At 74.7% G+C, this 26,437-nt stretch carries 18 protein-coding genes and 2 tRNA genes; 7 read left to right on the forward strand and 13 right to left on the reverse strand.

Annotation, left to right across the window (positions count from 1 at the left end; genetic code table 11):
• Positions 1-26: 26 nt before the first annotated feature.
• A complete protein-coding gene (locus ACH4TG_RS22645; RefSeq protein ID WP_398244230.1) occupies positions 27-3,770 on the reverse strand; it encodes a S8 family peptidase in 3,744 nt (1,247 codons plus the stop codon).
• Positions 3,771-3,976: 206 nt separating this feature from the next.
• Between ACH4TG_RS22645 and ACH4TG_RS22650 the strand changes: the two genes are divergently transcribed.
• Positions 3,977-4,050 (forward strand) — tRNA-Lys (locus ACH4TG_RS22650).
• Positions 4,051-4,107: 57 nt separating this feature from the next.
• Here the strand turns inward: ACH4TG_RS22650 and ACH4TG_RS22655 are convergent.
• Complete coding sequence (locus ACH4TG_RS22655) at positions 4,108-4,863, reverse strand: IclR family transcriptional regulator (RefSeq protein ID WP_398244232.1); 756 nt, start codon at positions 4,861-4,863, stop codon at positions 4,108-4,110.
• 399 nt (positions 4,864-5,262) lie between these two features.
• Here ACH4TG_RS22655 and ACH4TG_RS22660 point away from each other — a divergent pair, with 399 nt between their 5' ends.
• Positions 5,263-6,423 carry an LLM class flavin-dependent oxidoreductase gene (locus ACH4TG_RS22660; RefSeq protein WP_398244233.1) on the forward strand — a complete coding sequence of 387 codons (1,161 nt, stop codon included), beginning with the start codon at positions 5,263-5,265 and terminating at the stop codon, positions 6,421-6,423.
• A gap of 266 nt (positions 6,424-6,689) precedes the next feature.
• Positions 6,690-8,411: a glycosyl hydrolase family 18 protein gene (locus ACH4TG_RS22665; RefSeq protein ID WP_398244234.1), complete on the forward strand. Its 1,722-nt coding sequence runs from the start codon at positions 6,690-6,692 to the stop codon at positions 8,409-8,411.
• A 138-nt stretch (positions 8,412-8,549) separates the two neighbouring features.
• Here the strand turns inward: ACH4TG_RS22665 and ACH4TG_RS22670 are convergent, their stop codons facing one another.
• Positions 8,550-10,313, reverse strand: a complete 1,764-nt coding sequence (locus ACH4TG_RS22670; RefSeq protein ID WP_398244235.1) for a putative bifunctional diguanylate cyclase/phosphodiesterase — start codon at positions 10,311-10,313, stop codon at positions 8,550-8,552.
• Positions 10,314-10,720: 407 nt separating this feature from the next.
• Here ACH4TG_RS22670 and ACH4TG_RS22675 point away from each other — a divergent pair, with 407 nt between their 5' ends.
• Both ACH4TG_RS22675 and ACH4TG_RS22680 read left to right on the forward strand, forming a co-directional pair.
• Positions 10,721-11,956: a M6 family metalloprotease domain-containing protein gene (locus ACH4TG_RS22675; protein WP_398244236.1), complete on the forward strand. Its 1,236-nt coding sequence runs from the start codon at positions 10,721-10,723 to the stop codon at positions 11,954-11,956.
• A 35-nt stretch (positions 11,957-11,991) separates the two neighbouring features.
• Complete coding sequence (locus ACH4TG_RS22680; protein ID WP_398244237.1) at positions 11,992-13,206, forward strand: M6 family metalloprotease domain-containing protein; 1,215 nt, start codon at positions 11,992-11,994, stop codon at positions 13,204-13,206.
• A 13-nt stretch (positions 13,207-13,219) separates the two neighbouring features.
• Here ACH4TG_RS22680 and ACH4TG_RS22685 read toward each other — a convergent pair whose 3' ends face one another.
• From ACH4TG_RS22685 to ACH4TG_RS22725, 9 genes are all read right to left on the reverse strand, one after another.
• On the reverse strand, positions 13,220-13,648 hold the full coding sequence (locus ACH4TG_RS22685) for an OsmC family protein (protein WP_398244238.1): 429 nt from the start codon (positions 13,646-13,648) through the stop codon (positions 13,220-13,222).
• Positions 13,649-13,769: 121 nt separating this feature from the next.
• A complete protein-coding gene (locus ACH4TG_RS22690) occupies positions 13,770-16,175 on the reverse strand; it encodes a phosphatidylglycerol lysyltransferase domain-containing protein (protein ID WP_398244239.1) in 2,406 nt (801 codons plus the stop codon).
• Positions 16,176-16,325: 150 nt separating this feature from the next.
• Positions 16,326-16,399: transfer RNA gene (locus tag ACH4TG_RS22695), tRNA-Lys, on the reverse strand.
• Positions 16,400-16,454: 55 nt separating this feature from the next.
• On the reverse strand, positions 16,455-17,051 hold the full coding sequence (locus ACH4TG_RS22700) for a bifunctional DNA primase/polymerase (protein ID WP_398244240.1): 597 nt from the start codon (positions 17,049-17,051) through the stop codon (positions 16,455-16,457).
• Positions 17,052-17,320: 269 nt separating this feature from the next.
• Positions 17,321-17,692: a hypothetical protein gene (locus ACH4TG_RS22705; protein ID WP_398244241.1), complete on the reverse strand. Its 372-nt coding sequence runs from the start codon at positions 17,690-17,692 to the stop codon at positions 17,321-17,323.
• Between the two features lie 142 nt (positions 17,693-17,834).
• On the reverse strand, positions 17,835-19,211 hold the full coding sequence (locus ACH4TG_RS22710; protein WP_398244337.1) for an AAA family ATPase: 1,377 nt from the start codon (positions 19,209-19,211) through the stop codon (positions 17,835-17,837).
• Positions 19,212-19,309: 98 nt separating this feature from the next.
• Positions 19,310-20,869, reverse strand: a complete 1,560-nt coding sequence (locus ACH4TG_RS22715; RefSeq protein ID WP_398244242.1) for a hypothetical protein — start codon at positions 20,867-20,869, stop codon at positions 19,310-19,312.
• Positions 20,866-22,176: a hypothetical protein gene (locus ACH4TG_RS22720; RefSeq protein ID WP_398244243.1), complete on the reverse strand. Its 1,311-nt coding sequence runs from the start codon at positions 22,174-22,176 to the stop codon at positions 20,866-20,868. Before ACH4TG_RS22720 ends, ACH4TG_RS22715 begins: the two co-directional genes overlap by 4 nt.
• Before the next feature lie 21 nt (positions 22,177-22,197).
• Positions 22,198-23,247 carry a phosphatase PAP2 family protein gene (locus tag ACH4TG_RS22725; RefSeq protein WP_398244245.1) on the reverse strand — a complete coding sequence of 350 codons (1,050 nt, stop codon included), beginning with the start codon at positions 23,245-23,247 and terminating at the stop codon, positions 22,198-22,200.
• A gap of 299 nt (positions 23,248-23,546) precedes the next feature.
• On the opposite strand from ACH4TG_RS22725, the gene ACH4TG_RS22730 reads away from it, so the two are divergent.
• Positions 23,547-24,227 (forward strand): TetR/AcrR family transcriptional regulator C-terminal domain-containing protein, encoded by a 681-nt coding sequence (locus ACH4TG_RS22730; RefSeq protein WP_398244247.1) that lies wholly within the window; start codon positions 23,547-23,549, stop codon positions 24,225-24,227.
• Between the two features lie 111 nt (positions 24,228-24,338).
• Positions 24,339-24,932 carry a histidine phosphatase family protein gene (locus ACH4TG_RS22735; RefSeq protein ID WP_398244249.1) on the forward strand — a complete coding sequence of 198 codons (594 nt, stop codon included), beginning with the start codon at positions 24,339-24,341 and terminating at the stop codon, positions 24,930-24,932.
• An 86-nt stretch (positions 24,933-25,018) separates the two neighbouring features.
• Here the strand turns inward: ACH4TG_RS22735 and ACH4TG_RS22740 are convergent, their stop codons facing one another.
• On the reverse strand, positions 25,019-26,431 hold the full coding sequence (locus ACH4TG_RS22740; protein ID WP_398244251.1) for a hypothetical protein: 1,413 nt from the start codon (positions 26,429-26,431) through the stop codon (positions 25,019-25,021).
• Positions 26,432-26,437 lie beyond the last annotated feature (6 nt).

Consider the following 26,437-nt stretch of genomic DNA (forward strand, 5'->3'; position numbering starts at 1 on the left):
CACCGGGCTCATCGGGCCCACCGGGCTCACTTCAGGCCGAACGCCCGGATGATCTCCTGGCTGACCGAACCGCCGTGGCCGTCGGAGGCGGTGGCCTTCAGCGACACCGCACCGCCGGGCGTGGACGGGGTCCTGAACCGCGCGCTCCAGGCGCCCTTGCCCTGCGCGTCCAGCGTGACCGGCTCCCAGTGGGCGCCGTCGTCGTAGGACACCGACAGCGTGGCCGAGGACGCCCGCGTCACGTCGTCCAGCCACTCCTGGGTCGCGGCCGACAGGCCGACGGTGGTCCAGTGGCCGGCCGGCACGTCGTCCGCGGTGTCGGTGGCCACCGTGTAGTCCAGCTGCAGCAGCTGGACCGGCACCAGGGCGTCACCGCTGACCGGCCCCGAGACGAAGTTCCACTCGGTGTGGGTGCTGATCGAGGTCTTCCACTCGGCGGCGTCCCGCGCGGAGTCGATCACCAGCCGGTAGGGGAGCGTCTGCGCCGGCTGGTTCCACAGGCCGCCGGCCCGGCCGGCGCCGTGCGCGATCAGCGTGCCGTCCCGGTAGGCGGCGTAGGTGGTGCGGCCGTCGTACTCGTCGGCCGGCATGGCCCCCGAGTGGCCGGCGCCGCCGTCGGTCCACGGCGTGATGTTGAACTGGATGTCGTTGTACGACGAGCGGGTCGGACCCCAGTAGGCGGTGCCCAGCCGCGGCCGGTACACCCCGCCGAACCACGAGGTGCGGTAGGTGCGGCCCGGCAGGTAGGTGTCGTGGCCGCCGCGCTCCTCCAGCAGCTGGTCGGCGTACCCGGCGGAGTACACCGAGTGGTCCTCGTACCAGAAGCCGGCGCCCTGCTGCCGCGACACGTACTCGGTGCGGGTGGACGGGTAGGACTCCACCTCGGCGAAGCCCACGCCCGGTCCCCACGCGGGGATGTCGTAGCGGAAGCCGCCGCCCGCCCGGGTGCGGTCGCCGTTGTAGGTCGCGTCGACCTGAGCCAGGTCCTTGCCCGGGTCCGGGGTGTAGGCGAGGGAGCGGTCGGGGATCGTGCCGTCGTGCTGGTCGAGCAGGTCGTACACGTAGCGGGCGAACGTGCGCTGGGCGACCTGCACGTTGACGCCGCGGGCCGCCTCGGCGGCCAGCCGCGTGCCGGCGTCGTGCTGCATCGACACCACCGGCAGCGGCGCGTTCGAGCCGTCGGCGGCGGAGTAGGACTCCAGCAGCCGGCCGGTTCCGTCGCTGACGACGATCAGCAGCCGGGCCCCGGCGGCCGCCGCGTTCGCGGCCCGCTCGGCGGGCGTCACGGCGTCGCTGCGGTCCACCACGACCGCCTTGCCGCGCACGTCGAGGCCGGTGTAGTCGGACGCGGCGCCCGCGCCGGCGTAGGCGGTGGCCAGGACGGCGGAGCCGTCGTCGACCGGCGAACCCGGCTGGGTGGTGGTGTCCAGGGCGCTGCCCCGGTCGGTGACGGCGATCGTCGGCTCGCCCAGCCGCCAGCGGGTCACGAAGCTGAAGGTGCCGTTGGTGACCTTGCGGGTCGGCGAGGCGTACAGGGCGTCGTAGGTCAGCGGCAGCATCGCCGCGTCCCGCACGAGCTGGCCGTCGGAGAAGGTGCGGGCCAGGTCCCAGTGCAGCTGCCGGACCTGGGTGCGCTGCGGCACCGATGCGCTGATCCGGTGCGCCTTGCTGGCGTCCAGGGTGACGGTGGTGTCCTTGCTCAGCACCGTCTCCGGGTCGGCGACCAGCGCCAGGCCGAGGGAGTCGGGCGCGTCACCGGGGACGTCGATCTCCGCGTACGCCATGTACGTGCCCGGCTCCAGCCGCAGCGTGGCCTGGCCGTCCACCGCGACCGGCGACGGGTACGGGTTGCCGTCCTCGGCGACGATCACGGTGCCCGCGGCGGGCTTGCCGTCCCGGCCGAGCAGCTTGACCGTGTAGTCGTACAGCTCCTTCTCCTTCACCAGGCCGTAGCCGGTGTGCGCCACGACGGCGCCGGAGGCCGTGTCGGTGGCGAGCACCAGGCCGGAGAAGGTGGTGTTCGTCGGCACCTTGGACGGGTCGAGGGTGAGGGTGACGTCGCTGCTGCCGCCGGCGGGGACGGTGACGGTGCCGGCCGACAGGGTGGCGGCCGGGTCGGCGGTGGCGGTGGCCAGCTTCAGGGTGACCGGCGACGAGCCGCTGTTGCGGTAGGTCAGGGTGCGGGTGACCGGCGCCGCGCCGGCGTTCGGCCAGCGGAAGACGGCGGAGTCGACCGAGCCGGTGGCCTGGACCGTGGAGTCGATCGCGGCGAGCACGTCGACCCGGCCGGTGCCCTGCTCGAACGGCGTGTAGTCGCCGAGCACCTTGGACGAGGACATCAGCGTGTCCTTGAGCTGCTGCGCCGACCAGTCGGGGTGGCGCTCCTTGAGGATGGCCGCGGCGCCGGCGATGTGCGGCGTGGCCATCGAGGTGCCGGACATCGTCTGGTAGCCGCCGCCGGGCTTGGCCGCGGTGATGTCGACGCCGGGCGCGGACAGGTCGGGCTTCAGCCCGTAGCTGTTGGCCAGCGGACCCATGCTGGAGAACGCGGCGCGCTGGTCGGCGGAGTCGACGGCTGCGACGGTCAGCGCGTCGCGCGCCGAGCCGGGCGCGCCGATGGTGCCGGCGCCGTAGGAGTTGCCCGCGGCGATGACGAACAGCGGGCCGCCGTTCGCCGACAGGTTGTCCACGGCCTGCGCCATCGGGTCGGTGCCGTCGTCGGGCACCGGGCTGCCCAGGCTCATGCTGACCACGTCGGCGCCCTGGGCCTTGGCCCACTCCATGCCGGCGATGATCCAGGAGTCCTGGCCCTCGCCCTCGTTGGACAGCACCTTGCCGACCAGCAGGTGGGAGCCGGGCGCGACGCCCTTCTCCAGGCCGCCGGACGCGGCGCCGCTGCCGGCGATGGTGGATGCCACGTGCGTGCCGTGCCCGTTGCCGTCGGCCACGGCCTGGCCGGGCACGAAGCTCTGCTCGACGGCGACCCGGCCCTGCAGGTCGGGGTGGGTGTCGTCGATGCCGGTGTCGAGCACGGCGACCTTCTCGCCGGTGCCGTCGTAGCCCTCGGCCCACGCCTGCGGCGCGTTGATCTGCGGGACCGAGTCCTGCAGCGACGCCTTGGCCTTGCCGTCCAGCCACAGGCGGGCGATGCCGTTGGAGGCGTCCAGCGAGCGGGCGGCCCTGGCTCCCGCGGCGCCGTTCGCCGCGGCCGGGTCGAGGTCGTCCCAGAAGGCGCGGGCGTGCTTCTTGTCGGCGCTGAGCGCGGCGCCGCCGATGCTCGGCAGCGTGCGGACGGTGCGCGCACCCGCGGGTGCGGCGGGCAGCGCGCGCGCCGCGCGCGCCGCCTTCGTCCAGGTGGCGATCAGCGGGACGCCGGCGCTGTGCGCGTCGTCGTAGCCCATCGCGACCAGTGCGGTGACGTCGAACAGCCGGCGGTCCAGTGTGCCGGCGGCCAGCAGGGACTCGGCCTCGTCGGGCACCACGTAGGTGTCGCCGCCGAACTGCTGGACGTGCACCACGCCGCGGGCGCCGGGCGCCCGGTCGACGGTCACGGTCGGGGCGGAGCCGCCGGTGACGTGCACGACGTCGCCGGTGATCAGGGTGACGGTGGCGGAGGAGGGCGCGGGCGCGGTCGAGGCGTGGGCGGCCGACGGGGGAGAGGGCGGCGGGGTCGCCGCGATGGCGCTGCCCGCGGGCAGCATCAGGGCGGTGCCGAGGGCGAGCGCGGTGGCGCCCGCCGGCACGGCTGTCCGGCGTCGAGTCGAAGTCATGTGCATGATCTACCGGCCGGATCGCGGTGGCGTCAGCGGCCCGGAGCTGGCACGTTCCCGCCTGGCGGCAACCCGCCGCCCGGCCGCCGGGACCCGCGGCCGCCCGCCGCGTGAGGGCGCGGGGCCACCCGGCCGTCCGCGCGAGCGGGGCGGCGCCGTGGTTGGGGGCACCCCTGCCGATCGGGTACGATCATCCACGTCAGCAGGCGCCGCTAGCTCAGTTGGTTAGAGCAGCTGACTCTTAATCAGCGGGTCCGGGGTTCGAGTCCCTGGCGGCGCACCTGAAACGAAGGCCCTCCGCCGCGGCGGAGGGCCTTCGTCGTGCCGGTGTCCGGCGTCAGATGCTCATGGACAGCAGCACGGGCGCGGCCCGCTCGTGCAGCGTGTCCACCGCCGGGCGCAGCCGGTGCGCCTTGGCGTACGGCATGGACAGCGCCAGGCAGGCGACGGTCTTGCCGATGGTGACCGGGATCGCCGCGCACACCGTGCCGACCGCGTACTCCTGGAGGTCCAGGGTCGGCACGCTGGAGGGCTGGCGCTCCAGCTTGGTCAGCAGCACCCGGTCGTCGACCTCGGTGCGCGAGGTGAAGCGGGCCGGGCGGTGCCGGGAGAGGTGTTCGAGGCGGCCGCGGTGGTCGAGCTGCGACAGCAGGCACTTGCCGACCGCGCTGGCGTGGGCCGCGGACCGGAAGTCCACCCACTCGTTGACCTTCGGCGCGTGCGGGCCGTCCGCGAAGTCGATGATCCGCACCTCGCCGTCGTCGTACCGGCTGAAGTAGACCGCGGCGCCCACCTCGTCGCGCAGCTCCATCAGGATCGTCCTGAGCTTCTCGGCCAGCGCCAGGTCGCGGTTGGCCGAGCCGAGCAGGACCATCGACTCGCCGAGCACGTAGCCGCCGCCGGGCAGGAAGCCGAGGTAGCGCTCGCGGCGGAGCATCGCCAGCAGCTGGGTGAGGTAGCCGAGCGGGACGCCGACCTCGCGGGCCAGCTGTTCCGCGGAGACCCCGTGCCGGTGGCTGTCGACGGATTCGAGCACGCGCAGCGCGTACTGGACCGCATGCACCGGCCCGACCTGTCGGTGTTCGAGCGCCACGGTAGCCCCCTGCAGGTAAGACCGTCTGCGTGTCCGGAGGAGGGCCTGGTCGTGGGCCAGGGGCAGCGTCCTGGTCCGGCGTCTCGACCGGACCTCCACGATAGCCCCAATACCCTTGCCGGTAGAGGTGGTTGACGGCCCCCCGAGCGGCGCTCAGGCGTATATGCAGGAAGGGGCCTGTCTGGCATATGACGAGGTCATTGCCCTCTTTTCGGAGTGGCGTGAATCGCTACCCCCAAGGGGCGCCAGAGACGGGTGTGACCGGCCGCCGCGCGCCCCGGAAACGCGGCTCCGAGCCCCCGGGTGCGGGTCGTCGCGGACCCCCGGGAACAAGCGGACGGCATCTCCGGTTGTCGCCTGGGAGGCAACGGCAACACAGCTGACAGGAGGGTGCCCGCCGTGGGTGACGGAGAACGGGAGGTCGCGGACGCGACCGGACGCGGGGGCGAGGACATCAGAGGGACGGGCATCAGGGGGCCGGTCCGCGGTACCGCGCCGGTGCCGCTGTCCGTACTGGATCTGGCCACCGTCGGCAAGGGGCTGACGGCCGGCGACGCGCTGCGCGCCAGCGTCGAGATCGCCAGGACCGCCGAGACCCGCGGCTACCACCGCATGTGGGTCGCCGAGCACCACTCCATGCCGGGCGTGGCCAGCTCCTCGCCCGCGGTGATCCTGGCGCACCTGGCCGCGCACACCCGCACCCTGCGGCTCGGCTCGGGCGGCGTGATGCTGCCCAACCACGCCCCGCTGGTGATCGCCGAGCAGTTCGGCACCCTGGAGGCGCTCGCGCCGGGGCGCGTCGACCTGGGCCTGGGCCGTGCGCCCGGCACCGACGGGGCGACCGCTGCCGCACTGCGCAGGACCGACGGGCTGCGCGAGGGCGCCGACGAGTTCCCGCGCCAGCTCGCGGAGCTGACCCGCTTCCTGGACGACGACTTCCCCGACGGGCACCCGTACGCCCGGATCCACGCGATCCCCGGTCCGATCCAGGGCAGCGCGGAGGGCGGCGTGCAGTCGGCCGGGCGGCCGAGCATCTGGCTGCTGGGCTCGTCCGGGTTCAGCGCGCAGCTGGCCGGCACGCTCGGGCTGCCGTTCTCCTTCGCGCACCACTTCTCGGCCGCCAACACCGTTCCCGCGCTGGCCCTTTACCGCGAGTCCTTCCGGCCGTCGGAGGTACTGGACGCCCCCTACGCGTCGATCGGCGTGTCCGCGCTGGCCGCGGACGACCCCGCGGAGGCCCGCCGCCAGGTGCTCTCCGGGGCCCTGGGCATGCTGCGGCTGCGCACCGGCCGGCCCGGCCTGATGCCCACCCCGGAGGAGGCCGAGGCGTACCCCTTCAGCCCGATGGAGCGGGAGTTCGTCGACTCCTGGATCGCCAACATCGTGTACGGCGACCCGGAGCAGGTGCGCGCGGGCCTCGACGCGCTCGTCGAGCGCACCGGCGCGGACGAGCTGGTGATCACCGCCAACGCGCACACCCCCGCCGCGCGGCTGCGCAGCTACGAGCTGATCGCCGACGTGTACGGCTTCCCCAAGGACGTGGCGGAGGTTAAAGACTGATTTCCCCGGGGCGGGTGGTCCAACGTGGGACCGACCGCACGGCAAGACTTAACCCAGGGTTAAAGCCGCTCGTCACCTCGCTGACGAGCGGCTTTGCTCATGGCGTGAACCCGGCGGCGCCACCGCGGGGGGCCCGAATTGGTCTAGTCCTAAGTCTGGTTCAGACCATTGACGTGCACTTGGCGAAGGACTATCCATGCTCCAGCCCCCTGTTGGTCCTCCCTCTCCCCCCGGAGGTACTTGTGCAGTCCAGGAAGAGAGCGTTCGTGGCCGCCGCCACCAGCGCCGCCCTCGCCCTCGGCGCGTTCGCCGCGCTGGCGGCCACGACGGGCACCGCCAAGGCGGACACCGCGTCCGCCGCCAAGCCCGCGGCCGCCGCCGCGAGCAGCGGCGGGGTCAAGATCGCCTACTACGACCAGTGGAGCGTCTACGGCAACGCCTTCTACCCGAGGAACCTCGACACCGAGGGGATCGCGAGCAAGCTCGACATCCTGAACTACTCGTTCGAGAACATCGACCCGGTCAACCTCACCTGTTTCGAGGCGACCAAGGCGTCCGACTCCACCAACGAGAACGACCCCAACGCCGGTGACGGCGCGGGCGACGCGTTCGCCGACTACCAGAAGTCCTTCGGCTCGGACATCAGCGTCAACGGGACCGCGGACACCTGGAACCAGCCGCTCGTGGGCAACTTCAACCAGCTCAAGGAGCTGAAGGCGAAGTACCCCAACCTCAAGATCGTGATCTCGCTGGGCGGTTGGACGTACTCCAAGTACTTCTCCGACGCGGCGGCCACCGACGCCAGCCGCAAGAAGCTGGTCAGCTCCTGCATCGACATGTTCATCAAGGGCAACCTGCCGGTGCAGGGCGGCTACGGCGGCACCGGCGCCGCGGCCGGCATCTTCGACGGCTTCGACCTCGACTGGGAGTACCCGGGCTCGCCCAACGGCCACGTGGGCAACCACTACAGCGCCGCGGACAAGGCCAACTTCACCGCGCTGGCCGCCGAGTTCCGCTCCGAGCTGGACGCCTACGGCGCGGCCAACGGCGGCAAGCACATGCTGCTCACCGCGGCGCTGCCGTCCGGCCAGGACAAGATCGCGAACATCCAGACCGACAAGCTCGGGCAGTACCTGGACTACGCGAACGTCATGACGTACGACATGCACGGCGCCTGGGACGCGACCGGTCCGACCAACCACCAGGACCCGACGTACCAGTCGCCCAGCGACCCGTCGAACCCGATCTCGCCGGGAACCGGGAAGTACAGCACGGACGCGGCGATCAACGCCTGGACCAACGGCGACCCGGCGTACGGGATCCCCGGCGGCTTCCCGGCCAACAAGATCACCATGGGCTACCCGCTGTACTACCGCGGCTGGACCGGCGTGCCCGCCGGCAGCAACCACGGCCTGTACCAGTCGGCGACCGGGCCGGCCGCCGCGCGCGGCATCAGCCAGGTCGCGGGCACCGCGTACTACAAGGAGCTGTCGGGCGTGGTGGACAACGCCTCCACGACGTTCTGGGACGCCGCCTCGCAGTCCAACTACTTCTACAACGGCAGCGAGTTCTGGACCGGCCTGGGCAGCCAGGGCATCCAGGCCAAGGCGGACTACGCGCACTGCCACGGCCTGGCCGGCTCGATGATGTACTCGCTGCTCGACCTGGATCCCTCGGCCACCCTCTTCAACAAGATCGTGACCGCCACCAACGGCTCGGCGTCCGGCTGCTCGAACCCGACGACGCCGCCGACCACCCCGCCGACGACGCCTCCCACGACGCCGCCGACCACCCCGCCGACCACGCCTCCCACCACCCCGCCGTCCGGCACCTGCACCCTGCCGTCCTGGAGCGCCTCGGCGGTCTACGTCGGCGGCAACCAGGTCTCCTGGAAGGGCCACAACTGGCAGGCCAAGTGGTGGACGACCAACGAGGAGCCCGGCACCACCGGCGAGTGGGGCGTCTGGCAGGACAACGGCGCCTGCTGACCGTGCCCGACACCCGTTGACGGCCGGCTGACCCGTCAGCCGGCCGCCGGCGGAACCTCCCCCCACACCAGGGCCCGCGTCCTCTCCCCCACGAGGACGCGGGCCCCTCGCGTTCCCGCGTGCGGGGGAGCGGCGGCGTCAGGCGCTCAGCAGGTCGGAGATCGCCGCCGCCGCCACGGGCCGCGACCAGAGCCAGCCCTGGCCGGTGTCGCAGCCGATCCGGCGCAGCCGCTCGGCCTGCTCGGCGCTCTCCACGCACTCCGCGGTGACCGTCAGGCCCAGCCGGTGGGCCAGCTCCACCAGCGCCTCGACGATCGTCTCGTCGGCCGGGTTGGGGTGCTCGGCCGACCGGAAGCCCTGGACGAACGACCCGTCGAGCTTCAGCGCCGACACCGGCAGCCGGCTCATGTAGGCGAGGTTGGAGTAGCCGGTGCCGAAGTCGTCGATGGCGATCCGCACCCCCATCTCGTGCAGCGCGTGCAGCGCCTGCAGCGGCCGGCCCGCCGAGCCCATCACCGCCGACTCGGTCAGCTCCAACTGCAGCAGCCGCGGCGGCAGTCCGGTCTCGCGCAGGATCGCCGCGACGTCGGCCACCAGGTCGGAGTCCCACACCTGCCGCACCGCCACGTTCACCGACACCACCAGCGGGCGGTCCGGGTGCGCCTGCTGCCAGGCCCGCGCCTGCCGGCACGACTCGGCCAGCACCCAGCGGCCCAGCGGCACGATCGAGCCGTCCTCCTCGGCCAGGCCGATGAAGCGGTCGGGGGCCAGCCGCCCGAGCTGCGGGTGCTCCCAGCGCACCAGCGCCTCCACCCCGCGCAGCCGGCCGGTGTCCAGCGCCACCAGCGGCTGGTAGTCGAGCACGAACTCGCCCCGCTCCACCGCCTGGCGCAGGGTGCGCGCCAGCGCCTGGCGGGTCATCCGGTGCTCGTTGCGCTCGGGGTCGAAGAGCGTCCAGCGGGCCTTGCCGTCGGTCTTGGCCCAGTACAGCGTGGTGTCGGCGGCCTGCATCAGCTGGGTGGCGGTGCTGCCCGCCGCCTCGCGCTCGACCACCCCGATGCTCGCCGACACCGCGAGCCGCTGGCCGCCCACGTCGAACGGCTCCTGCAGCGCGCCCAGCACCGCCTCGGCGAGCGCGGTGGCCTGCCCGGTGCCGGTGGAGTCCCGCAGCAGCAGGGCGAACTCGTCGCCGCCGAGCCGGGCCGCCAGATGCCCGCCGGGCCGGGCGCAGTCCTGCAGCCGGTGCGCCACGGCGGCCAGCAGCTCGTCGCCCACCCGGTGCCCGAGCGTGTCGTTGACCGCCTTGAAGCCGTCGAGGTCCAGGTGGCACAGCCCGATCCGGCCGGTGCCGCGCACCCCGGCGCGCTCCACCGCCTCCGCCAGCCGCTCCAGGAACAGCGCGCGGTTGGGCAGCCGGGTCACCGCGTCGTGCATCCGCAGATGCCGCAACTCCTCGCGCAGCGCGTCGCGTTCGCCGACGTCCTCGACGGTCAGCAGCAGCGGCTCCGCGCCGGTGCGGGCCAGCGTGATCTCGGCCCGGACCCCGCTGCCGTCGGTGCGGGTCACCCGCCGGGTGCAGCGCAGCCGGGAACGGCGGCCGCTGAGCACCTCGTGGAAGGCGGCGCCGGCATGCGGGTCCCCTGCCAGGCCCAGCAGGGCGGCGGCGCCGGCGGCGGCCATCCGGTCAGGTGAGGTGCCCAGCAGGACGCCCAGGGCGCGGTTGGCGGCGAGCACCTCGCCGCCGGGGCCGAGCAGGGCCATCGGCAGACGGGCGGCGGCGAAGGCGGCGCGGTAGTCCCGCGGCTCCGCGTCCCCCGCAGGCAGGCCCAGAACATCACGGTGCGTGATGGTCTGCGTCGTGGTGTCGGGCTCGACGCCGGGGCCGCCCGAGGGTACGCCCATGGCCCGCTCCCTGTTCGCGCTTCCTTCGACGGCGATCATATGGGCTGGCGGAGCGGGCGATCCAGCGTCGTCGTGGTGATTCTCCGCACGCGTGCTGACGGAGTGACCGTTTCCGCGTGTTTGCGTCGAGCACCTGATCGCCACCCGCACATCATGACGGAGCGTAGTCGCCCGGGCGGGCGGCGACTCGCACATCCGTCCGCGGCCGGGGAACGCGGGGGCGACACCCGCACGGACCAGCCGAACACCGCAAATCATCACATTTCATAGCAATGTGGGGGAGGTCTCGAACAGCTCGGCATTCCTCCCCGGAGGTCGTTGTGCGGCGGTCAGGCATCAGCTCAGCTCCACGGCGGCGGCACGCGGCCGGCGGGGCGCGCGCGGCGCTCGCGCGGCGCGCAGGCCGCGTGTCGCGGCGGGCGCTGAAGGCGGGCGCCGCGGCGGTCACCGGCTTCGCCGGGCTGGTGGCCTGGACCCTGATGACGGGGCCGGCCGCCCACGGCGCCGAGGACAGCCCCTGCGTGCTGCCGCGCACCGACGTGCACCACTCCGAGGGCGTCGACAGCTGGCCGGGCGGCTACGCCCACCCGGTCGGCGACGTCAACGCGCTGATGGTCTTCCTGTCGTTCCCCGACTCCGTGCCGCAGCTCACCCCGCGGGAGATCGAGGCCGACCACTTCCCGGCCACCAGCACCTTCTACGACAACGCCTCCTACGGGCAGTTCCGGCTCCACGTGCACCCGGTGGACCGCTGGCTGCAGATGCCGCGGGCGTCCACCGCCTACCTGATCAACCGGGACTGGGACGCCGGCGACCGCAGCATGTACCTGCGCGACGCCATCCGCACCGCCGACCCGTCGGTGGACTTCCGCGGCTACGACGTCGTCTACCTGGTCGCCGACCCCGACGCGCCCGGCGTGGACTCCGACGCCACCAAGGTCGTCAACCTCGCCCAGCCGATGAACGTCGACGGCACCTCGCTGCGCCGGCTGGTCACCGTCTTCGAACGCCACCCGCCGGACCGCAACGTGCTGGCCCACGAGACCGGCCACGTGTTCGACCTGCCCGACCTGTACTACCGGCCGCCGGTCGGCAGCAACGCCGACTGGGACACCCACGTCGGCGACTGGGACCTGATGGGCAGCCAGTTCGGACTGGCCCCGGACCCGTTCGCCTGGCACAAGTGGAAGCTGGGCTGGCTGCGCGACGACCAGGTCGGCTGCATCGCCCGCACCGGCATCACCTACCACGACCTGAGTCCGGACGAGACCCCCGGCGGCACCAAGCTGCTGGTGGTGCGCACCGGAACGGACTCGGTGCTCGCGATCGAGGCGCGCAGCACGGCCGGCAACGACGCCACCGCCTGCCGGCAGGGCGTGCTGCTGTACCGGGTGCGCTCCGACAAGGAGTCGGGCGACGGGCCGATCGACGTGGTCGACGGCCACCCGGGGACCTCGGCGTGCGAGGTCAACTCCGTCTACCCGCCGCTGGCCGACGCGCCCCTGGGCGTCGGCGAGACCTACACGGTCCCGGACGGCTCCACCCAGGTCACGGTGATGGGCCGGGGGACCGACGGCACCTGGACGGTGCGCGTCACCGAGGCCCTGCCGCACAGCCCGACCGCACCCGGGCTGCGGGGCTGACCGGCGTGGCCGCGCCGGGCAGGTACGGACTGAGAATGGTCGCGCTGGGCGCGATAGCCCTGCTGACCGTCGGTTCGACGGTCTCCTCCGACCCCCACTTCTCCTTCAACGCCCCACCCCCGCCCGCCGCCAGACCCTGCGCGCTGCGGGCCGTCCCCGGGGTGGCGATGTCCGAGGGCTTCCCCGCCCGGCCCGAGAACACCGGCCCCAACGCCGAGTTCGCCCCCTCCACCGGCACGGTGCACGCCCTCACCCTGCTGATCGACTTCCCCGACGCGCCCGCGCCGTACAGCGCCAAGCAGCGCTACGGCGAGTTCTTCCCCGCGGTCAAGCAGTGGTACGCCAGCGCCTCGTACGGCCGGCTCGACTACGTGTCCACGCCGGTGCTGCGCTGGATACGCATGCCGCGGCCGTTCTCCGCCTACGGGATAGGCCGCGGCTACGGCTGGGACGCGCACACGGCGATGATGCGGGACCTGCTCAAGGTCGCCGACCGCGACATCGACTTCCGCGGCTACGACCTGGTCAACATACTCGTGACGCCCAACGCCGGCCCGCCCGCCGACGAGGCGGTGCTCTCCGTCACCTGGACCGGCGCGTCCGCGGCGACCACCGACGACGGCGCCCAGCTCAACAAGGTGTCCCTCATCTACGGCCACGACCAGTCGGGTTCGCGGGTCCTCAGCCACGAGAACGGCCACGCCCTCGGCCTGCCCGACCTGTACGCCGCGGACGACTTCCAGCGCACCGACACCCTCGCCGGGCAGTGGGACACCATGTCCCTGGACTGGGGCCTGCAGGGCGATCTGTTCGCCTGGCACAAGTGGCGGCTCGGCTGGATCACCGACCGCCAGATCGACTGCATATCCCGCCCCGGCAGCGGCACCTACCAGCTCAGCCCGGTCGAAGTCCCGGGGGGGCACAAGGCGGTGATCGTGCCCTATGGGCCGACCCGGGCGTACGTGCTGGAGGTGCGGTCCAAGCGCGGGAACGACCACGACGCCTGCCGGACCGGGGTGCTCGCCTACCGGGTGGCCACCGACGTCGACTCCGGGCAGGGCCCGGTGACCGTCACCGACGCCCATCCGCTCACCTCCGCCTGCGACTTCAGCAGCGGGGCCTTCAACTCCCTGAACGACGCGCCCTTCAACGTCGGCGAGAGCTACACCGATCAGGCGTCCGGGGTGACCTTCCAGGTCGAGTCGCGCTCAGCGGCGGGGACGTACACCGTCCACGTCACCCGCCGCTGACGGACCGCGCGCGTCAGTCCAGGAGTTCGGCCTCGAGGGTGATGTCCACCCCGGCCAGGGCCTTGCTCACCGGGCAGTTGGCCTTGGCGTCCTGCGCCGCGGCCTGGAACGCCTCGGCGGACAGGCCGGGCACCCGGGCCTTCACCGACAGCGCGATGCCGGTGATGCCCTCACCGGGCTGGAACGTGACGTTCGCCTGCGTCTGCACGGACTCCGGGGGAGTGCCCGCACCGGCCAGGCCGTGCGAGAGCGCCATGGAGTAGCAGGAGGAGTGGGCCGCGGCGATCAGCTCCTCGGGGGAGGTCTTGCCGTTGGCGGCCTCGGCGCGCGAGGGCCAGGACACCTCGTACTGGCCGACACCGGAGGTGTCCAGCGAGACGGTACCGGCGCCGCCGATCAGCGGGCCCTTCCACTGAGTCGTCGCGGTGCGGGTGGTTGCCATGATGAAGCCTCCATGAGGGACGTACAGGGCCGACGGCGCGCGCCGTCCCCCTGACGCTACATCGCCGTCCCCTGCCTCCGGGGCAGCGCCCCGCCCCGCCCGCGGGCGGGGCCGGCGGCGGTCAGTGGAAGTGCGCCTCGGGGTGGGCGAAGGCGGCGGCGGCCAGGACGCGCGGCAGTTCGGTGCGGCGCTCGCACAGCAGGCGGCGGGAGCGGCGCACCACGGGGAACGAGGGCGCGTCGGCGAACGCCAGGGAGATCCGGGCGACGCCCGCCACCGGCGGCGCGCCCCGCGCCGCCCGGTCCATCACCTCCGCGAGCAGGAAGTCCACCGCCGCCTGCCCCGACTCGCGGTCCCACCGCAGCAGATCCAGCGTCAGCCCGTCGGAGCCCCACGGCAGCAGCACCAGCAGCGCGCAGGTGCGCCCGTTCCGGTCCCGGCACTCCGCCAGCACGCAGTCGCCGTCCCCCGCGTCGCCCAGCCGCCCCAGGCCCGGGTCGGCGCGCCGCCGCCCGGTCAGCGCCCGCAGCCGGCCGGCGTGCTGCCGCCAGGCGTCGGCCAGTTGGGCCAGGTGCGGCCACTCCTCGGCGTCCACGTCCCGCTGCCTGCGCAGCACCGCCCGGTAGCCCGCCGCGGCCATCGTCCGCCGCAGCCGGGCGAGTTCCGGCGGCAGCGGACCCGCATCCAGCACCGCCTCCTCGTCCACGGCCACCGTGTGCAGGCCCGCCGCGCGGTAGGCCGCCGTGCCCTCCTCGCCCGCGTACGCCGCGGCCGGCGACCACGCGTGGCTGCGCGCGGTGTCCAGCCAGCCGGCGACCGCGGCCGGCCGGGCCGCCACCGGCCCCAGCGGGTCGCCGTGCGCCAGCGCGACGCCGTTGACCACCCGGTAGACCACGGCCGCTGCGCGGTCGCCGCTCCAGCACACCGACAGGTCGCGGCGCAGTGCGAAGTAGCCGAACGAGTCGGTGCCGCCGTACGCGCGCAGCAGCGCCCGCAGCCGCCGCTCGTCGGCCCGCGCCAGCCGGGACAGGCCGGGCGGGGAGCGGAAGAACGCCAGCAGCACCACCACCATCAGCGCCACGCTCAGCAGGTTGATCGCCAGGTCCGTCCACGCCGGCACGTCGATGCCGGGCACGTCGAACAGGCTGGAGACGGTCAGCACCCGCACCGCCGCGTACCGGGCGCTCTCCCCCCAACTGCTGGGCTCCGCCCGGTCGGTGCCGTACACCAGCAGCGTGCCGACGCCGACCGCGACCACCGCGCCCGCCACCAGGCTGACCAGGCCCAGCACGATGTTCCCGCGCCGCCCGCGGACGTTGAACAGGGTGCGGGAGACCAGCAGCGCGGCCAGCAGCAGCAGGGTCAGGACGAGCGACACCCAGTTGAAGGCGTGCCGGTGGGCCCGCGGCACCGCGGCCACGTCGACCGCGATGACCAGCAGGTACCCGGCGGTCAGCACCACCGTGAGGATCCACGCCGCGCGCTTGCGCCGCCGCAGGCTGACCGACAGCACGAACGCCAGCACCGCCCCGGTGAATCCCGGGCTGACCAGGAACGGGGTCACGAACTCGCCGTCGGTGGCGGCCCGCACCCGGTCCCGGAACGGCGCGACGACCCCGGTCACCGCGTTCACCGCGGTCGCCACCCGCAGGTACCAGACGGCGGCCGCGGCGCCCGGGCCGCGCAGCGGCCCCAGCACCTGCGCCAGCCGCACCTCCAGCCGCGACGGCGGCACCTCGACCACCGTCGGCTCCCGGCGCGGCGGCTTCTTCGTCAGCGACACCGGGGACGGCGCCCCGGCCACCGCGTCCATCATCCGCGTCTTGGCCGCCGAGAACCGCCGGGTGACGCGCTCCTCGCGGCGCTCCGCCCGTGCCATCCGCCGCGGCCGCGAGGTGTACCGCCACCGCGCCCAGGGGCTGCCGGGCCGGGCCAGCCGCACCGCGCCGACCACCGCGAGCAGCGGCACCATGACGCCGAGCAGGCCCGTCCACACCTTGCCCTTGAGCAGGCACAGCACCACGAAGCCGGCCACCACGGCGGCCGCCACGTAGGTGGCGTACGACGTGCCGCCGACGCCGCCGCCCAGCGGCGCCGCGCCGAACAGCACCAGCCCGATGATCGCCACCGCCAGGATCACCGCGTCGACCGACTGGCGGCCCTCCTCGCGCCAGTACACGTCCTCCAGGTGCAGCACCAGCGCGAACTCGTCGAGCACCAAGCCGCAGCCCACCCCGAAGAGCACCGCGAGCAGGTCGTGCACGAGCGGGCCGCCGCGCACCGCGAAGGAGCCGATGCCGCCGATGAACATCATCACCTGGCCGAACACCACATGGTGGATGTGCAGCCCGCCCGGCTGGACGTTGCCGGGCCACCAGGACACACCGCGGCGGATCATCCGCGTGCTGAACCGGATGAACAGGAACGACCCGATCAGCCCGACCAGCAGCAGGAGCAGCTGCCGGCGGCCGGTGGACGCCTCGATCCGCACCTGCACCGAGCCCACGTACGCCGGCCAGTGCCCCATAGCTCAAGGGTCCCGGCGGAACCGGCCCGCGCCCGTTTAGTTGCGGCACACGGGGGAGCGGGCGGGGCGACCGGGGGAGCGAGCGACCGTCTCTCGGAGATGGGGGAACGCCGAAGGCCCCCCGCTGAAGCGGAGGGCCTTCGTCTCAGGTGCGCCGCCAGGGACTCGAACCCCGGACCCGCTGATTAAGAGTCAGCTGCTCTAACCAACTGAGCTAGCGGCGCCTGCTGACGTCGTAGACCTTAGCACCCGGTCCCAGGGAGTGGAAATCGATAGTTCCTAGGCCGTCCCGGGTGCGCTGACCAGGGCCGGAACGGCCTCACCCGCCCCCGGGGCGGTGCTGCGGGCGGCCCTGACGCACGCCCACAGCAGCACGTCGGGACCGGGCAGCCACGGCGCGCGGGTGTCGGGCGCCACCACCCACCGCGACGCGGCGTCCCCGCCCGTGCGGCCGTCGGCCGGGCCGTACAGCGGCGGCACCGTCACCGCGTCGCCGGCGCCGTGGCACAGCAGCGGCGGGACCCGGTCCGCCCACTCCTCCCAGGCCAGCAGCGAGGGCAGCCGCTGGGCGGTGCCCGGCGCGACGAGCAGCAGCACGCGGCCGCGGTGCACCGCCACCGGGCCGCTGCCCGGCCCCGCGGACCACAGCTGCTCGAGCAGCCGGCGCCCGAACAGCGCCGGCACGTTCACCACGTCGAACGCGGTGCCGCACGGCAGCACGCTCGGCGCGGTGGGCCGGGCCGACCACAGCGCCGCCACGCTGCGCGGGAAGGCGCTCGCCGAGGCCAGCCACGCGGCGCCCTCCGGAGTGACGTACGCGGTGTGCTGCCGCCGCACCGCCTCGCTGACGGCGGCGACGGTGTTCACGGTGCTCATGGTGTCCACGGTGCTCACAGCGGGCGATTCGTCCATGGCATCTACAGGTACCGGGCGGACAGGGCCGTCCCGGCGAAATCGCCCGAACATCGCACACGGGGACCGAACGGGGAGTATCTTGCCGCGCGGTGACGGCGCGGTGACGCTCCGGCGTCGAGGGGCAAGGGTGCAGGCGGTTCCACCGGGGTGGCCGGGGCGGCCGGGGCGGACGGTGCGGCACGGAGTTGCCGCCGGTCGGGGCGCCGGGGGCTGCTCCCCGGGGGCCGGCTCTACGGCGTGACGCCGCCGTCCGCCAGCAGGTCCTGGCCGTACTCGACCATCCGCCGCGCGTAGTCCTCGGTCCAGCCGGCCCGTTCGGCGATCGAGCCGCAGCTCAGCCGGTCGAACCGGCGCGGGTCGGCGAGCTGCGCGGCGGCCACCGCCTGGAACTCCGTCGCCCGGTCCGCCGCGGCCCGGAACGCCAGGGCCAGCTCGGTGGCGCGGTCCAGCAGTCGCAGCGGGTCGTCCATCGACTCCAGGTCGAAGAACCGGTCGCGGTCGTCCCCGGCCGGCGCCCCCGGCTCGAACAGCAGCGGGGCGGGCCGCTTCGGCCGTGCGGCCTGCTCCTCCTCGGGCCGGTCCGCAGGGTGCGGCTCGGACATACGGTTACCTCCCGGATCTCGTCGACGCCTCCCATTCTCCCGCGTCCGCGCAACCCCCCACCGAGCCCCGGTGCCGGCCGCGGCCGGAAGGGCCTGCGGGAGGCGCGGACGGGGGCCGGCACCGGCACGGCGAGCCGCCCGGTCAGGGCCGCCAGGACACCCGGTGCTCCGCGAGGTGGGCGAGCACCGCGTGGTTGGCCTCCCACCCGTCGGGGAACTTGACCGTGACCCCGAGCTGGACCGGCTCGGACGACGGATGCTCGTCGAGCAGGTCCGCCACGCCCGCCCGGCACACCACGATGCAGGCGTGCCGGTGCCGGGACGCCAGCACGCACAGCCGTCCCGTTTCCAGGTGGAAGGCGGTCGCGTCCGGGCGGCCGGACAGCGGATGGAGCACCACCGTGACGTCGAACTCCCGTCCCTGCAGCCGGTTCGCGGTGTCCACGGCGACCCCGCCGGCGGTGCCTGCGGCGACCCCGAGTCCGGCCAGCGCGGCGCGGACCGCCGCCGCCTGGTCGCGGTGCGCGGTGCCGACCGCGATCCGGTCCGCGGTCAGCGGCGCCGGCTCGGCGTCCGCCCCCGCGTACGTCAGCCCGCCGCGGTCCAGCAGGCGGCGCACCACCACCGCCACCGCCCGCACCGCCTCCGGGTCGGTGCGCGGGGTGTGCCGGGCGGGCAGTTCCAGCAGCCCCCAGCCGCTCTCCAGGGCCTCGTCCAGCACCCGGTCGGGACCGCCGCCGTCGCCCGCGACGCCGAACGCCAGCCGCCGCTCGCCCGGCCCGGTGCCGCTGCGGAACGGCGTGTACGGGTAGAACGCCCGCGACACCAGCGGCGCCGCCGAGGCCGGCAGCCGCCAGGAGACGGGCAGCCGGTGCTGCGGGAGGCCCGGGTTGTGCGCGAGCAGGGTGACCACCGCGCTCGCCGACGGGTCGTAGCTCAGCCCCGCCCACTGCTCGGCGCCCACCACGCTGAACGGGTCCAGCTGCCCCGGGTCGCCGACGAACAGCGCCCGCTCGAACAGCCCGGCCACCTGCAGCAGCGCGTCGGACCGCATCTGGTACGCCTCGTCGACGATCGCGTGCCGCCACGGCTCGACGTCCTTGACGTACGCCCACTTCGCGGCGGTCGCCAGGACCACGGCGCGGTCCCGGAGTTCGGCCACCGACGAGGACTTGGCGACCTCCGCGTGCCGGTCGAGCACCGGGTCGGGCGGCGAGTCCGCGCCGTGCAGCCGGCCGATCGGCAGCGCGGGGTCCGCGGTGGCCAGCCGGTCGGCGAGGTCGTCGACCTGGGCGTTGGTCTGCGCCACGATCATCAGCGACTCGCCGGCCGCGGCCAGTTCGCGGGCGGCCCGCACCACCAGCGTCGACTTGCCCGCGCCGGGCGGCGAGTCGACGACGACCCCGCGGGCGGTGCCGTGCAGGGTGCTGTCCAGGATCGCCGCGGTGGCCCGGGCGGCCTCGGCGGCCGCGTCGAAAGCCGCCCCGGACGCGGTCCCCGCGCCGGCCGTCCCGTTCACGGGCCCTGACGCGGGCCCCGTCGTGGACGCGGCCTCGGGCCGCGCCTCGGCCGCCGGGTCGAACGCGCCCGCACCGGCGCGCCCTTCGGGCAGGGACGTCACAAGTGGTCCTCAGGGGTCACGGGGTCGGGGGCGTCCGGTACGGCGGCGGCGTCCGGCGGGCCGCCGTGGGTCCACGGCGTGGCCTCGGGGTCGGGGAGCGCGGGACCGCCGCGCGCGTCGTGCTCGAACAGCGTGAACGTCACCAGGTCGCCGGGGACGGGCACCGAACCCTCCCTGGGCACCCGCCCGTTGCCCATGCCGCCGGTCAGGCGGACGGTGATCAGGCAACCGCCCGCCGGGTCCTGGGCGTCGTCCGCGGCCTCGGCGGACACGAACTCGGCGGGCTGCGCCGAACGCCCTTCCGGCACCGCCCGGTACAGCCGCGCGCCCGGCTCGGCCTGCGGCAGGTCGGCGGTCCCGACCGTCACCAGCGGGCGCGGCATCGGCCGGCGGCCCTCGGAGAAGCCCTCGGCGACGGCGCGCACCACCCCGGTGAACGCCTCACCGGCCAGCCGGCGGGCGGCCATCGCCAGCGGGTCGTCCAGCGCCTCCTGCGCGGCCAGCCGGGCCTGCGCGGTCTCCCGCCCGGCGAGCTTCTGCGCCGCGGCGATCGCGTCGTCCCGCCGGGGCTGCGGCGGCTCGCCCGCCCGCACCCGGTCCCGGTGGCCGGTGAACGACCAGCGGTCCCGCTTCCAGCGGTCGTCGACGTGCGCGCCCACGGGAAGCGCGCGCAGCAGGTCCAGGCCGTGCCACACGTCGTCCCACACCGGCCGCAGCTGCGACTCCACCAGGCGCCGCACCTCGGCCTCCGCGGCGGCGACGCCGGAACCGGCCGCCCGGGCCGCGTCGTAGCGCGCCAGCGCGGGAGCCAGCACCCGGTTGTCGAACCGCGGGTCGGTGGCCGGTCCGGCCGGCGGGCTGACCAGCAGCCCGCCGGGGCTGCGGCCGGTCTCGGTGCGGGCCGCGGCCGCGGCGCCGTCCGTGCCGGGCGGCGGGTCGATCCAGCCGAGCAGCGCGCCCAGGTGCTGGTCCTCCAGCGCGCTCTGGCCGGTCGTCCAGTGCCGGGACAGCAGGTCGGTCATCGCCAGGAGCAGCGAACTGCCGGGCGTACGGGCCCGTTCCGCGTAGTGCGTGAGCCAGCGGCCGAGCAGCGGCAGCGGCGCGGGCACCGGGTACGGGGCGTCAGGGTCGTCGGCGGTGCGCAGGAAGCGGGTGGACCGGCCGACCAGCCGGACGTAGTCCACGGTCGCGCCGTTGGGCACGACGATCTGCAGGGCGTCCGCGCACAGTTCGGTCTCCTCGCGGTTGCGGGTGGCCGGCTCGGTCTCGGTCCGCTCCCCGTACGACTCCAGCAACGGCAGCAGTACGTCGGCGAGTTCGCCGAAGAACCCGAACCGCAGGTCGCGGTCGAGGGGTTGGGGCACCACCAGCAGCCGCGGCGCCTCCCGGTCGGTACCGGCCATCGCGGCCAGCGGGGCGCCCGCCTCGCCGGCGGTGGTCAGCAGCACCAGGACCAGCGGCTGTTCCGTCAGCCGGCGGTGCAGCACCGTCGCCGCGGGCACCGCCCGCCCGCCGGCCACCGCCTCCGCGCGCCCCAGCGCCTGCAGCACGCTCACCGGACCACCCTGCCGGATCCGCCGGTGCCGCTCCCGGAGGCGGGCGGCCGCGTCGTGCCGCTCCCCGAGTCCGGGCCGGGCCCGGCGTTCTGGCCGGGGATGCCGCCCGGGGCGTCGCGCGGGGCGGGCGGCAGGCAGCCGGAGGGTTCCTTGGCCGCCCAGGCCAGGGCCTCGGCGCGCAGGGCCGCGGCGCGGCGCAGGGCGGCGACCGCGGGGTCGGCGGGGTCGCCCGCGGTGCCGGTCGCGGCGGCCAGCACCGCCTCGACGGTGGTGAGTTCGCCGAGGTCGCCGCGCAGCGAGCGGCCGAGGGCCGCCACGTCCTGGGCGGCGCGGGCCCGCGTCCGGCAGTGGAAGGCCAGCTCGCAGGTCGACAGGCACTCGGGCGCGTAGGCGGCCGGCACGGCGTCGACCGCGGCCGCCAGCTCGCGGGCCGGGCGGGTGGCCGTCCCGTCGGCGTCCGGCGCCAGGTCGAAGGTGGTGCCGTCCGGGAGGGCCGCGGTGATCTCCTCGATCCGGGTGAGCCGGGCCAGCTGGCGGCGGGTCACCGCGAGCTGCTTGCGGACGTCGACCCACTCGGCGGTCGGCTGGTTGGAGAAGTTCCGCGGGCACACCAGCAGGACGCTGGTCCGGGTGCGCCCGGTGGCGGTGGCCTCCCGGGCCGCGGCCGGATCGTCGCCGGGTCCGGCGGCCGGACCGGCATCCGGGGCCGCCTCCAGGGCCGCGTCCAGGGCGAGGACGTACACCGCCGACTGCCGCGCGGCCGCGCCCACCTTCTGCGGGTCGGCGGCGCCGTCCAGGATCGGGAACGACTTGATCTCCACCACGGTCCAGGACCCGTCGGGCGCCACCGCCACCGCGTCCGGTTCCAGGTAGGCGGTGGAGCCGGCCACCTCCAGCGCGAGCAGCGGGTGGTCGAGCAGCGTCCAGGCGCCGGGCGGGGCCTCGGCCAGCGCCAGCCGGGTGCGGGCGGCGCGGCTCTGCGGGCCGGTCGCCGAGAGGTCCGGGACGTGCGCCCGCCCCTCGGCGCCGAGCAGCCGCAGCAGTTCGGTGCCGCCGTCGGCCTTGACCCGCGCCTCGAAGGCGTGGCCGCGGGAGAAGGCGAACCGGGACTGGCCGAACGGGGCGGGGGCGCCCAGGACGCCGGCGACCGCGCCCTTGTCCACGCCCGCGGCGTCCAGCAATGCGCGGCGGCGGCAGCCGGGGTTGGCGGCCAGTGCGGCCAGGGCCCGTGCGTCGAGCGGGCGGGGCGCGGTGGCCGGGCCGCGCAGCACGGCCAGCCGCTCCCGCAGAGGGTGCGTAGTGCTCACCCGGGAGAGTGTGGCACCCGGTCAGGACATCCGGCCGCGTCCGGCGTGTTCGCCGCCGCGCGCGGCGGTCGCCGCCGACGGTCCTGCGCCGTCCTCCGCGGTGCCGTCGCCCTCGCTCTCGGGGGCCGTTCCCTTAGCCGCGGCGGAGGGTGCGGCACCCGCGCCGGCGCCGTGCTCGGCGCCGCCGGCGGCGGAGTCGCGGAGGCCGGGCGCGCGCCGCGGGGCGGGGACGGTCACGGACGGGGCGGTCGCGGCGCCGGTCCGCGCCGCGTCCTCCTGCGGGGCCAGGCCGACGGCCGCCCGTGCGCGGTCCTGCAGGTGGTCCATCAGCCGCAGCACCTGCGGCGCGAGCAGGTAGCCCAGGCCCATCACGGCGCCGCCGGCCAGCACGTCCAGCAGGTAGTGGTTGGCGGTGCCCATCACGACGAACGCGGTGACGAGCGGGTAGGCCACGCCGAGCGCGCGGACCACGGTGTGCCGGCCGTAGCGGAAGAGCATGATCCCGCACCACAGCGACCAGCCGAAGTGCAGGCTGGGCATCGCCGCGTACTGGTTGGTGAGGTGGCCCAGGCCGCGCGGCGCGCTGGCGTCGGTGCCCCACCAGCCGTACGAGCCGTACTGCGCCATGGTGTCGATGAAGCCGTGGCCGCCGCCGATCAGCCGCGGCGGCGCGGTCGGCGACACGGTGAAGCCGACCAGGCCGATCAGCGTGGAGAGCATCAGCCAGGTGCGGGCGTTGCGGTAGGCGGTGGGCCGGCGGCGCCACAGCCAGACCAGGATCCCCGGCGTCACGATGTAGTGCAGCGAGGCGTACGCGAAGTCCGCCGGGACCCCGAGGAACGCGTGGTGGGTGAAGAGCTGGTTGAAGAAGTGCTCGGGGTCCAGATGCAGGAGCTGTTCGAGGTGCAGGATGTCCGCGCCGTGCCCGACCGCGTCGTCCACGTCGCCGCGCACCAGCAGCCGGGCGCCGGAGTAGAGCGCGTAGATCACGGCTATCAGCGGCAGTTCGGTCCACCAGCGGAGCCTGCCGCGGTAGGCAGCAGCGCGCGGCGCGGTGGCGGTCATCGTCATGCGGAGGTCTCTCCCCAGGTTCTCCGAAGGCCCCGGCGGGCGTGTCAGCGGTGGTCGTCGTCTCGTGGCGTAGGCTCTACCGTACGACGTACGGTAATTCCCCCGCACACCACCCCTGGGCTTCCCGTGGGCCACCCGAATCGTTCGGTGTTCAACGTCCCGTGGGAGGGTATGCACGCGAAAGGACGCCCGTCGGCTCCACCGGGTTGCCCATCGCGAGGAAGACGTACGACGGAGTTCCGCGAGACCTCCCACGAGACCCGCAGGACGAGAAACGCAGGACGAGAACAGAGAATCCGATGTCCGTCACCCAGCCGGTCCGCTCCCCACGGCGCCGCGCGCCCCGCAATTCGCTCAACCCGGATCGTATCCTCGATGCGGCGATCCGCCTCCTCGACTGCCAGGGCACCGAGGCGTTCACCATGCGCGCCCTGGCGCAGCAGCTCGGGGTCGGCACCATGGCCGTCTACTCCCACTTCCGGGGCAAGGACGAGATCAGCGACGCGGTGGCCCACCGCCTGCTCGACACGATCGAGCTGCCGCCGGCCGGCTCCGGTGATCCGCGGGCGGAGCTGCGCGAGGTGTGCCGCGGGGTCTACCGGCTGTTCTCCGAGCACCCGTCCGCGCTGCAGCTGCTGACCATGCGGCCGGTGCGCGGCGACGACGCGATCTCGGTGGTCGACCGGATGCTCGCCCTGCTCTGCGAGGCCGGGCTGTCCCGCACCGAGGCCGCCCGCGCCCATGTGGCGCTCATGCAGTACACGGTCGGCTCGGCGCTGTGGAGCACCCGGCGGGCCCGCGCCATGTGCGAGGAGGGCGCCCGCGACCGGGTGCGGGCCAAGATCGACGCCCTGCCGCGGGACCGCTACCCGGCCCTGGTCTCCCTCGCGCCCGAACTGCTGAGGGTGCAGGACAACGGCGCGGCGCAGTACGAGATCGGGCTGGACGCGATGCTCGAGGGGCTGCTCGGCGACGTCTGACCGCCGTGCGTCATCATGTGGGGTCTGCTTCCGCACGTTCAGCACGTTCAGCACGTTCAGCACCTTCGGCACGTTCAGCACCTTCGGCACGTTCCTCACGAAAGGCCCCGCATGCCTGCGCGCATCCTCCTGGTCCGGCACGGGCAGACGGAGTGGTCGCGGTCCGGCCGCCACACCGGTCGCACCGACATCCCGCTGACCGAGGAGGGCCGCCGCACCGCGCTGCTGCTGGGGGAGCGGCTGGCCTCCGGGCCCTGGCAGGGGCTGCCGGACGTCGAGGTGCGCACCAGCCCGCTGCGGCGGGCGGCCGAGACCGCCGAACTGGCCGGGTTCGGCGGCCGCGCCAAGGACTGGGACGCCCTGCTGGAGTGGGACTACGGCGACTACGAGGGCCTGACCCCGGCCGAACTGCAGGACCTGCGGCCCGGGTTCCACATCTGGCGGGACGGGGTGCCGGGCGGCGAGTCGCCGGCCGAGCTGGCGGCCCGCGCGGACGAGGTGGTGGCCTGGGCCCGTTCGGCCGAGCGCGACGTGCTGGTCTTCGCCCACGGCCACGTGCTGCGCACCCTGGGCGCGCGCTGGCTCGGGTACGAGCCGGCGTTCGCGGCGTCCCTGCGGCTGGACCCCGCGTCGCTGTCCGTCCTCGGCTGGGCTTACGGCGCGCCGGCCATCGAGCGCTGGAACGACACCGGCCACCTGGGCTGAGAGCCGGCCGGCGGCCGGGACCGGGAACGCCACCGGGACCGGGCCACGGCCGCCCGTGGCGGGGGCGGCCGTGCCCGGCCCGCTGGTCAGAAGAGCACGGTGTAGACGTTCCAGCCGGCGCCGACGTACCCGGGGGCGCCCGGGATCTGCGGGCGGCCGGCCGCGTCGCCGTACACGTACAGCCCGCCGGTGCTGTTCCGGGCGGCCAGGACGTGGGGCGTGTTCGGGCTGACCGTCGCACCGCTGAACGCGGTGTACCGGTTCCATCCGCCGCCCACCCGCACCCGGGGGAGGAACGGCTCGCCGCCGGGCGGCGAGCCGGGGTCGCGGGTGTACGACCACAGGACCCCGGACGCGTCCCGCGCGACGATGCCGTTCCCGTAGACGGACAGCGCCGTGTACGCGTTCCATCCGCCGCCGACCCGGGTCCGGGCGGCGAAGGGCCGGTGGATGTCGCCGGTCGCGCGGTAGTGCCAGAGCACGCCGTCGTGGTCGCGGGCCACCAGCTCGCCGTCCATCAGAGCGGGCAGGTTCCCGTCCTGGGCGCCCGTGCCGGTCAGCGCGGTGTAGGTGTTCCAGCCGCCGCCGACCCTCACCCGCGGCTTGAACGGCTGCGCGGGGTTGCCGCTGCCCCGGTAGTACCAGAGCACGCCGTCGTGGTCGCGGGCGACCAGGTCGCCCCAGCCCGCCGCGTCGGTGCTGTTCAGCGGCGTGATCGCGGTGTACTGGTCCCAGCCGCCGCCGACCGGCTGCCGCGCCAGGAACGGCCTGGCGGAGGCGCCGGTGCCCTCGTAGCGCCACAGCACGCCGTCCCTGTCGACCGCGTACATCTGGCCGCGCGTCCCGGCCGCGGGCAGGGCCGCGTCGTAGCGGAACTGCGCGACGCCGTCGGCGAGTACGGCGCCGCCGGTCCCGCCGTCCTGCCCAGGGCCCGTCAACTCGATCCAGCCGGTGAGCAGTTGGTCGGCCGGCAGGATGCCCGGGTCGGCGGCGATCCGCACCGAGTAGGTGAGGCCGGTCGCCGCGCCGGCCTGCGGCAGTGCCAGCCGCAGGTAGTCGCCGGCCGGGTCCGCCCCGCCGGTCCAGGCGCACGGCAGGTAGCTGCCGCCGTTCACCGAGCAGGTGGCGTGCAGCCCCGCCGCGACCCCCGACGAGGTGTAGCCGCCCGCGGGCAACTGGTCGGCGGGGAAGGCGAGCTGCGCCGAGACCGGGCCCTGGGTGCCGGCCGGCAGGCTGGCGTGGAAGGTGGTGGTCACCGGGTCGGCCCCGGCACTGACCTCCGGCACGCCGTACTGGACGACCGTCCCCGGGGCGGCCGCGGGGGCCGCGTCCTGCCCGGCTGCGGTCCACGCCGTCCGGACGGCGTGGGAGGCGGGCTGCTCCCGGCCCCCGGCCAGCGCCGGCGAGGCGGCGGCCAGCGGGACGAGCACGGCGGCAGCGGCGGCCGCGGCGACCGCGGTGAGGCGGCGCCTGGACGAGCGCGGAATACGTCGAGTCACGGAAGG

The organism is Streptomyces sp. NPDC020917 (genome assembly GCF_044333795.1).
Taxonomy (GTDB): Bacteria; Actinomycetota; Actinomycetes; order Streptomycetales; family Streptomycetaceae; genus Actinacidiphila.

What these genes read in the sequence shown, in the direction of transcription:
- ACH4TG_RS22680 (WP_398244237.1), top strand. Translation starts at nt 11,992, where the DNA reads ATGGTCGCGCTGGGCGCGATAGCCCTGCTGACCGTCGGTTCGACGGTC.
- ACH4TG_RS22735 (WP_398244249.1), top strand. Translation starts at nt 24,339, where the DNA reads ATGCCTGCGCGCATCCTCCTGGTCCGGCACGGGCAGACGGAGTGGTCG.
- ACH4TG_RS22670 (WP_398244235.1), bottom strand. Translation starts at nt 10,313, where the DNA reads ATGGGCGTACCCTCGGGCGGCCCCGGCGTCGAGCCCGACACCACGACG.
- ACH4TG_RS22645 (WP_398244230.1), bottom strand. Translation starts at nt 3,770, where the DNA reads ATGACTTCGACTCGACGCCGGACAGCCGTGCCGGCGGGCGCCACCGCG.
- ACH4TG_RS22690 (WP_398244239.1), bottom strand. Translation starts at nt 16,175, where the DNA reads ATGGGGCACTGGCCGGCGTACGTGGGCTCGGTGCAGGTGCGGATCGAG.
- ACH4TG_RS22700 (WP_398244240.1), bottom strand. Translation starts at nt 17,051, where the DNA reads ATGAGCACCGTGAACACCGTCGCCGCCGTCAGCGAGGCGGTGCGGCGG.
- ACH4TG_RS22685 (WP_398244238.1), bottom strand. Translation starts at nt 13,648, where the DNA reads ATGGCAACCACCCGCACCGCGACGACTCAGTGGAAGGGCCCGCTGATC.
- ACH4TG_RS22730 (WP_398244247.1), top strand. Translation starts at nt 23,547, where the DNA reads ATGTCCGTCACCCAGCCGGTCCGCTCCCCACGGCGCCGCGCGCCCCGC.
- ACH4TG_RS22705 (WP_398244241.1), bottom strand. Translation starts at nt 17,692, where the DNA reads ATGTCCGAGCCGCACCCTGCGGACCGGCCCGAGGAGGAGCAGGCCGCA.
- ACH4TG_RS22725 (WP_398244245.1), bottom strand. Translation starts at nt 23,247, where the DNA reads ATGACGATGACCGCCACCGCGCCGCGCGCTGCTGCCTACCGCGGCAGG.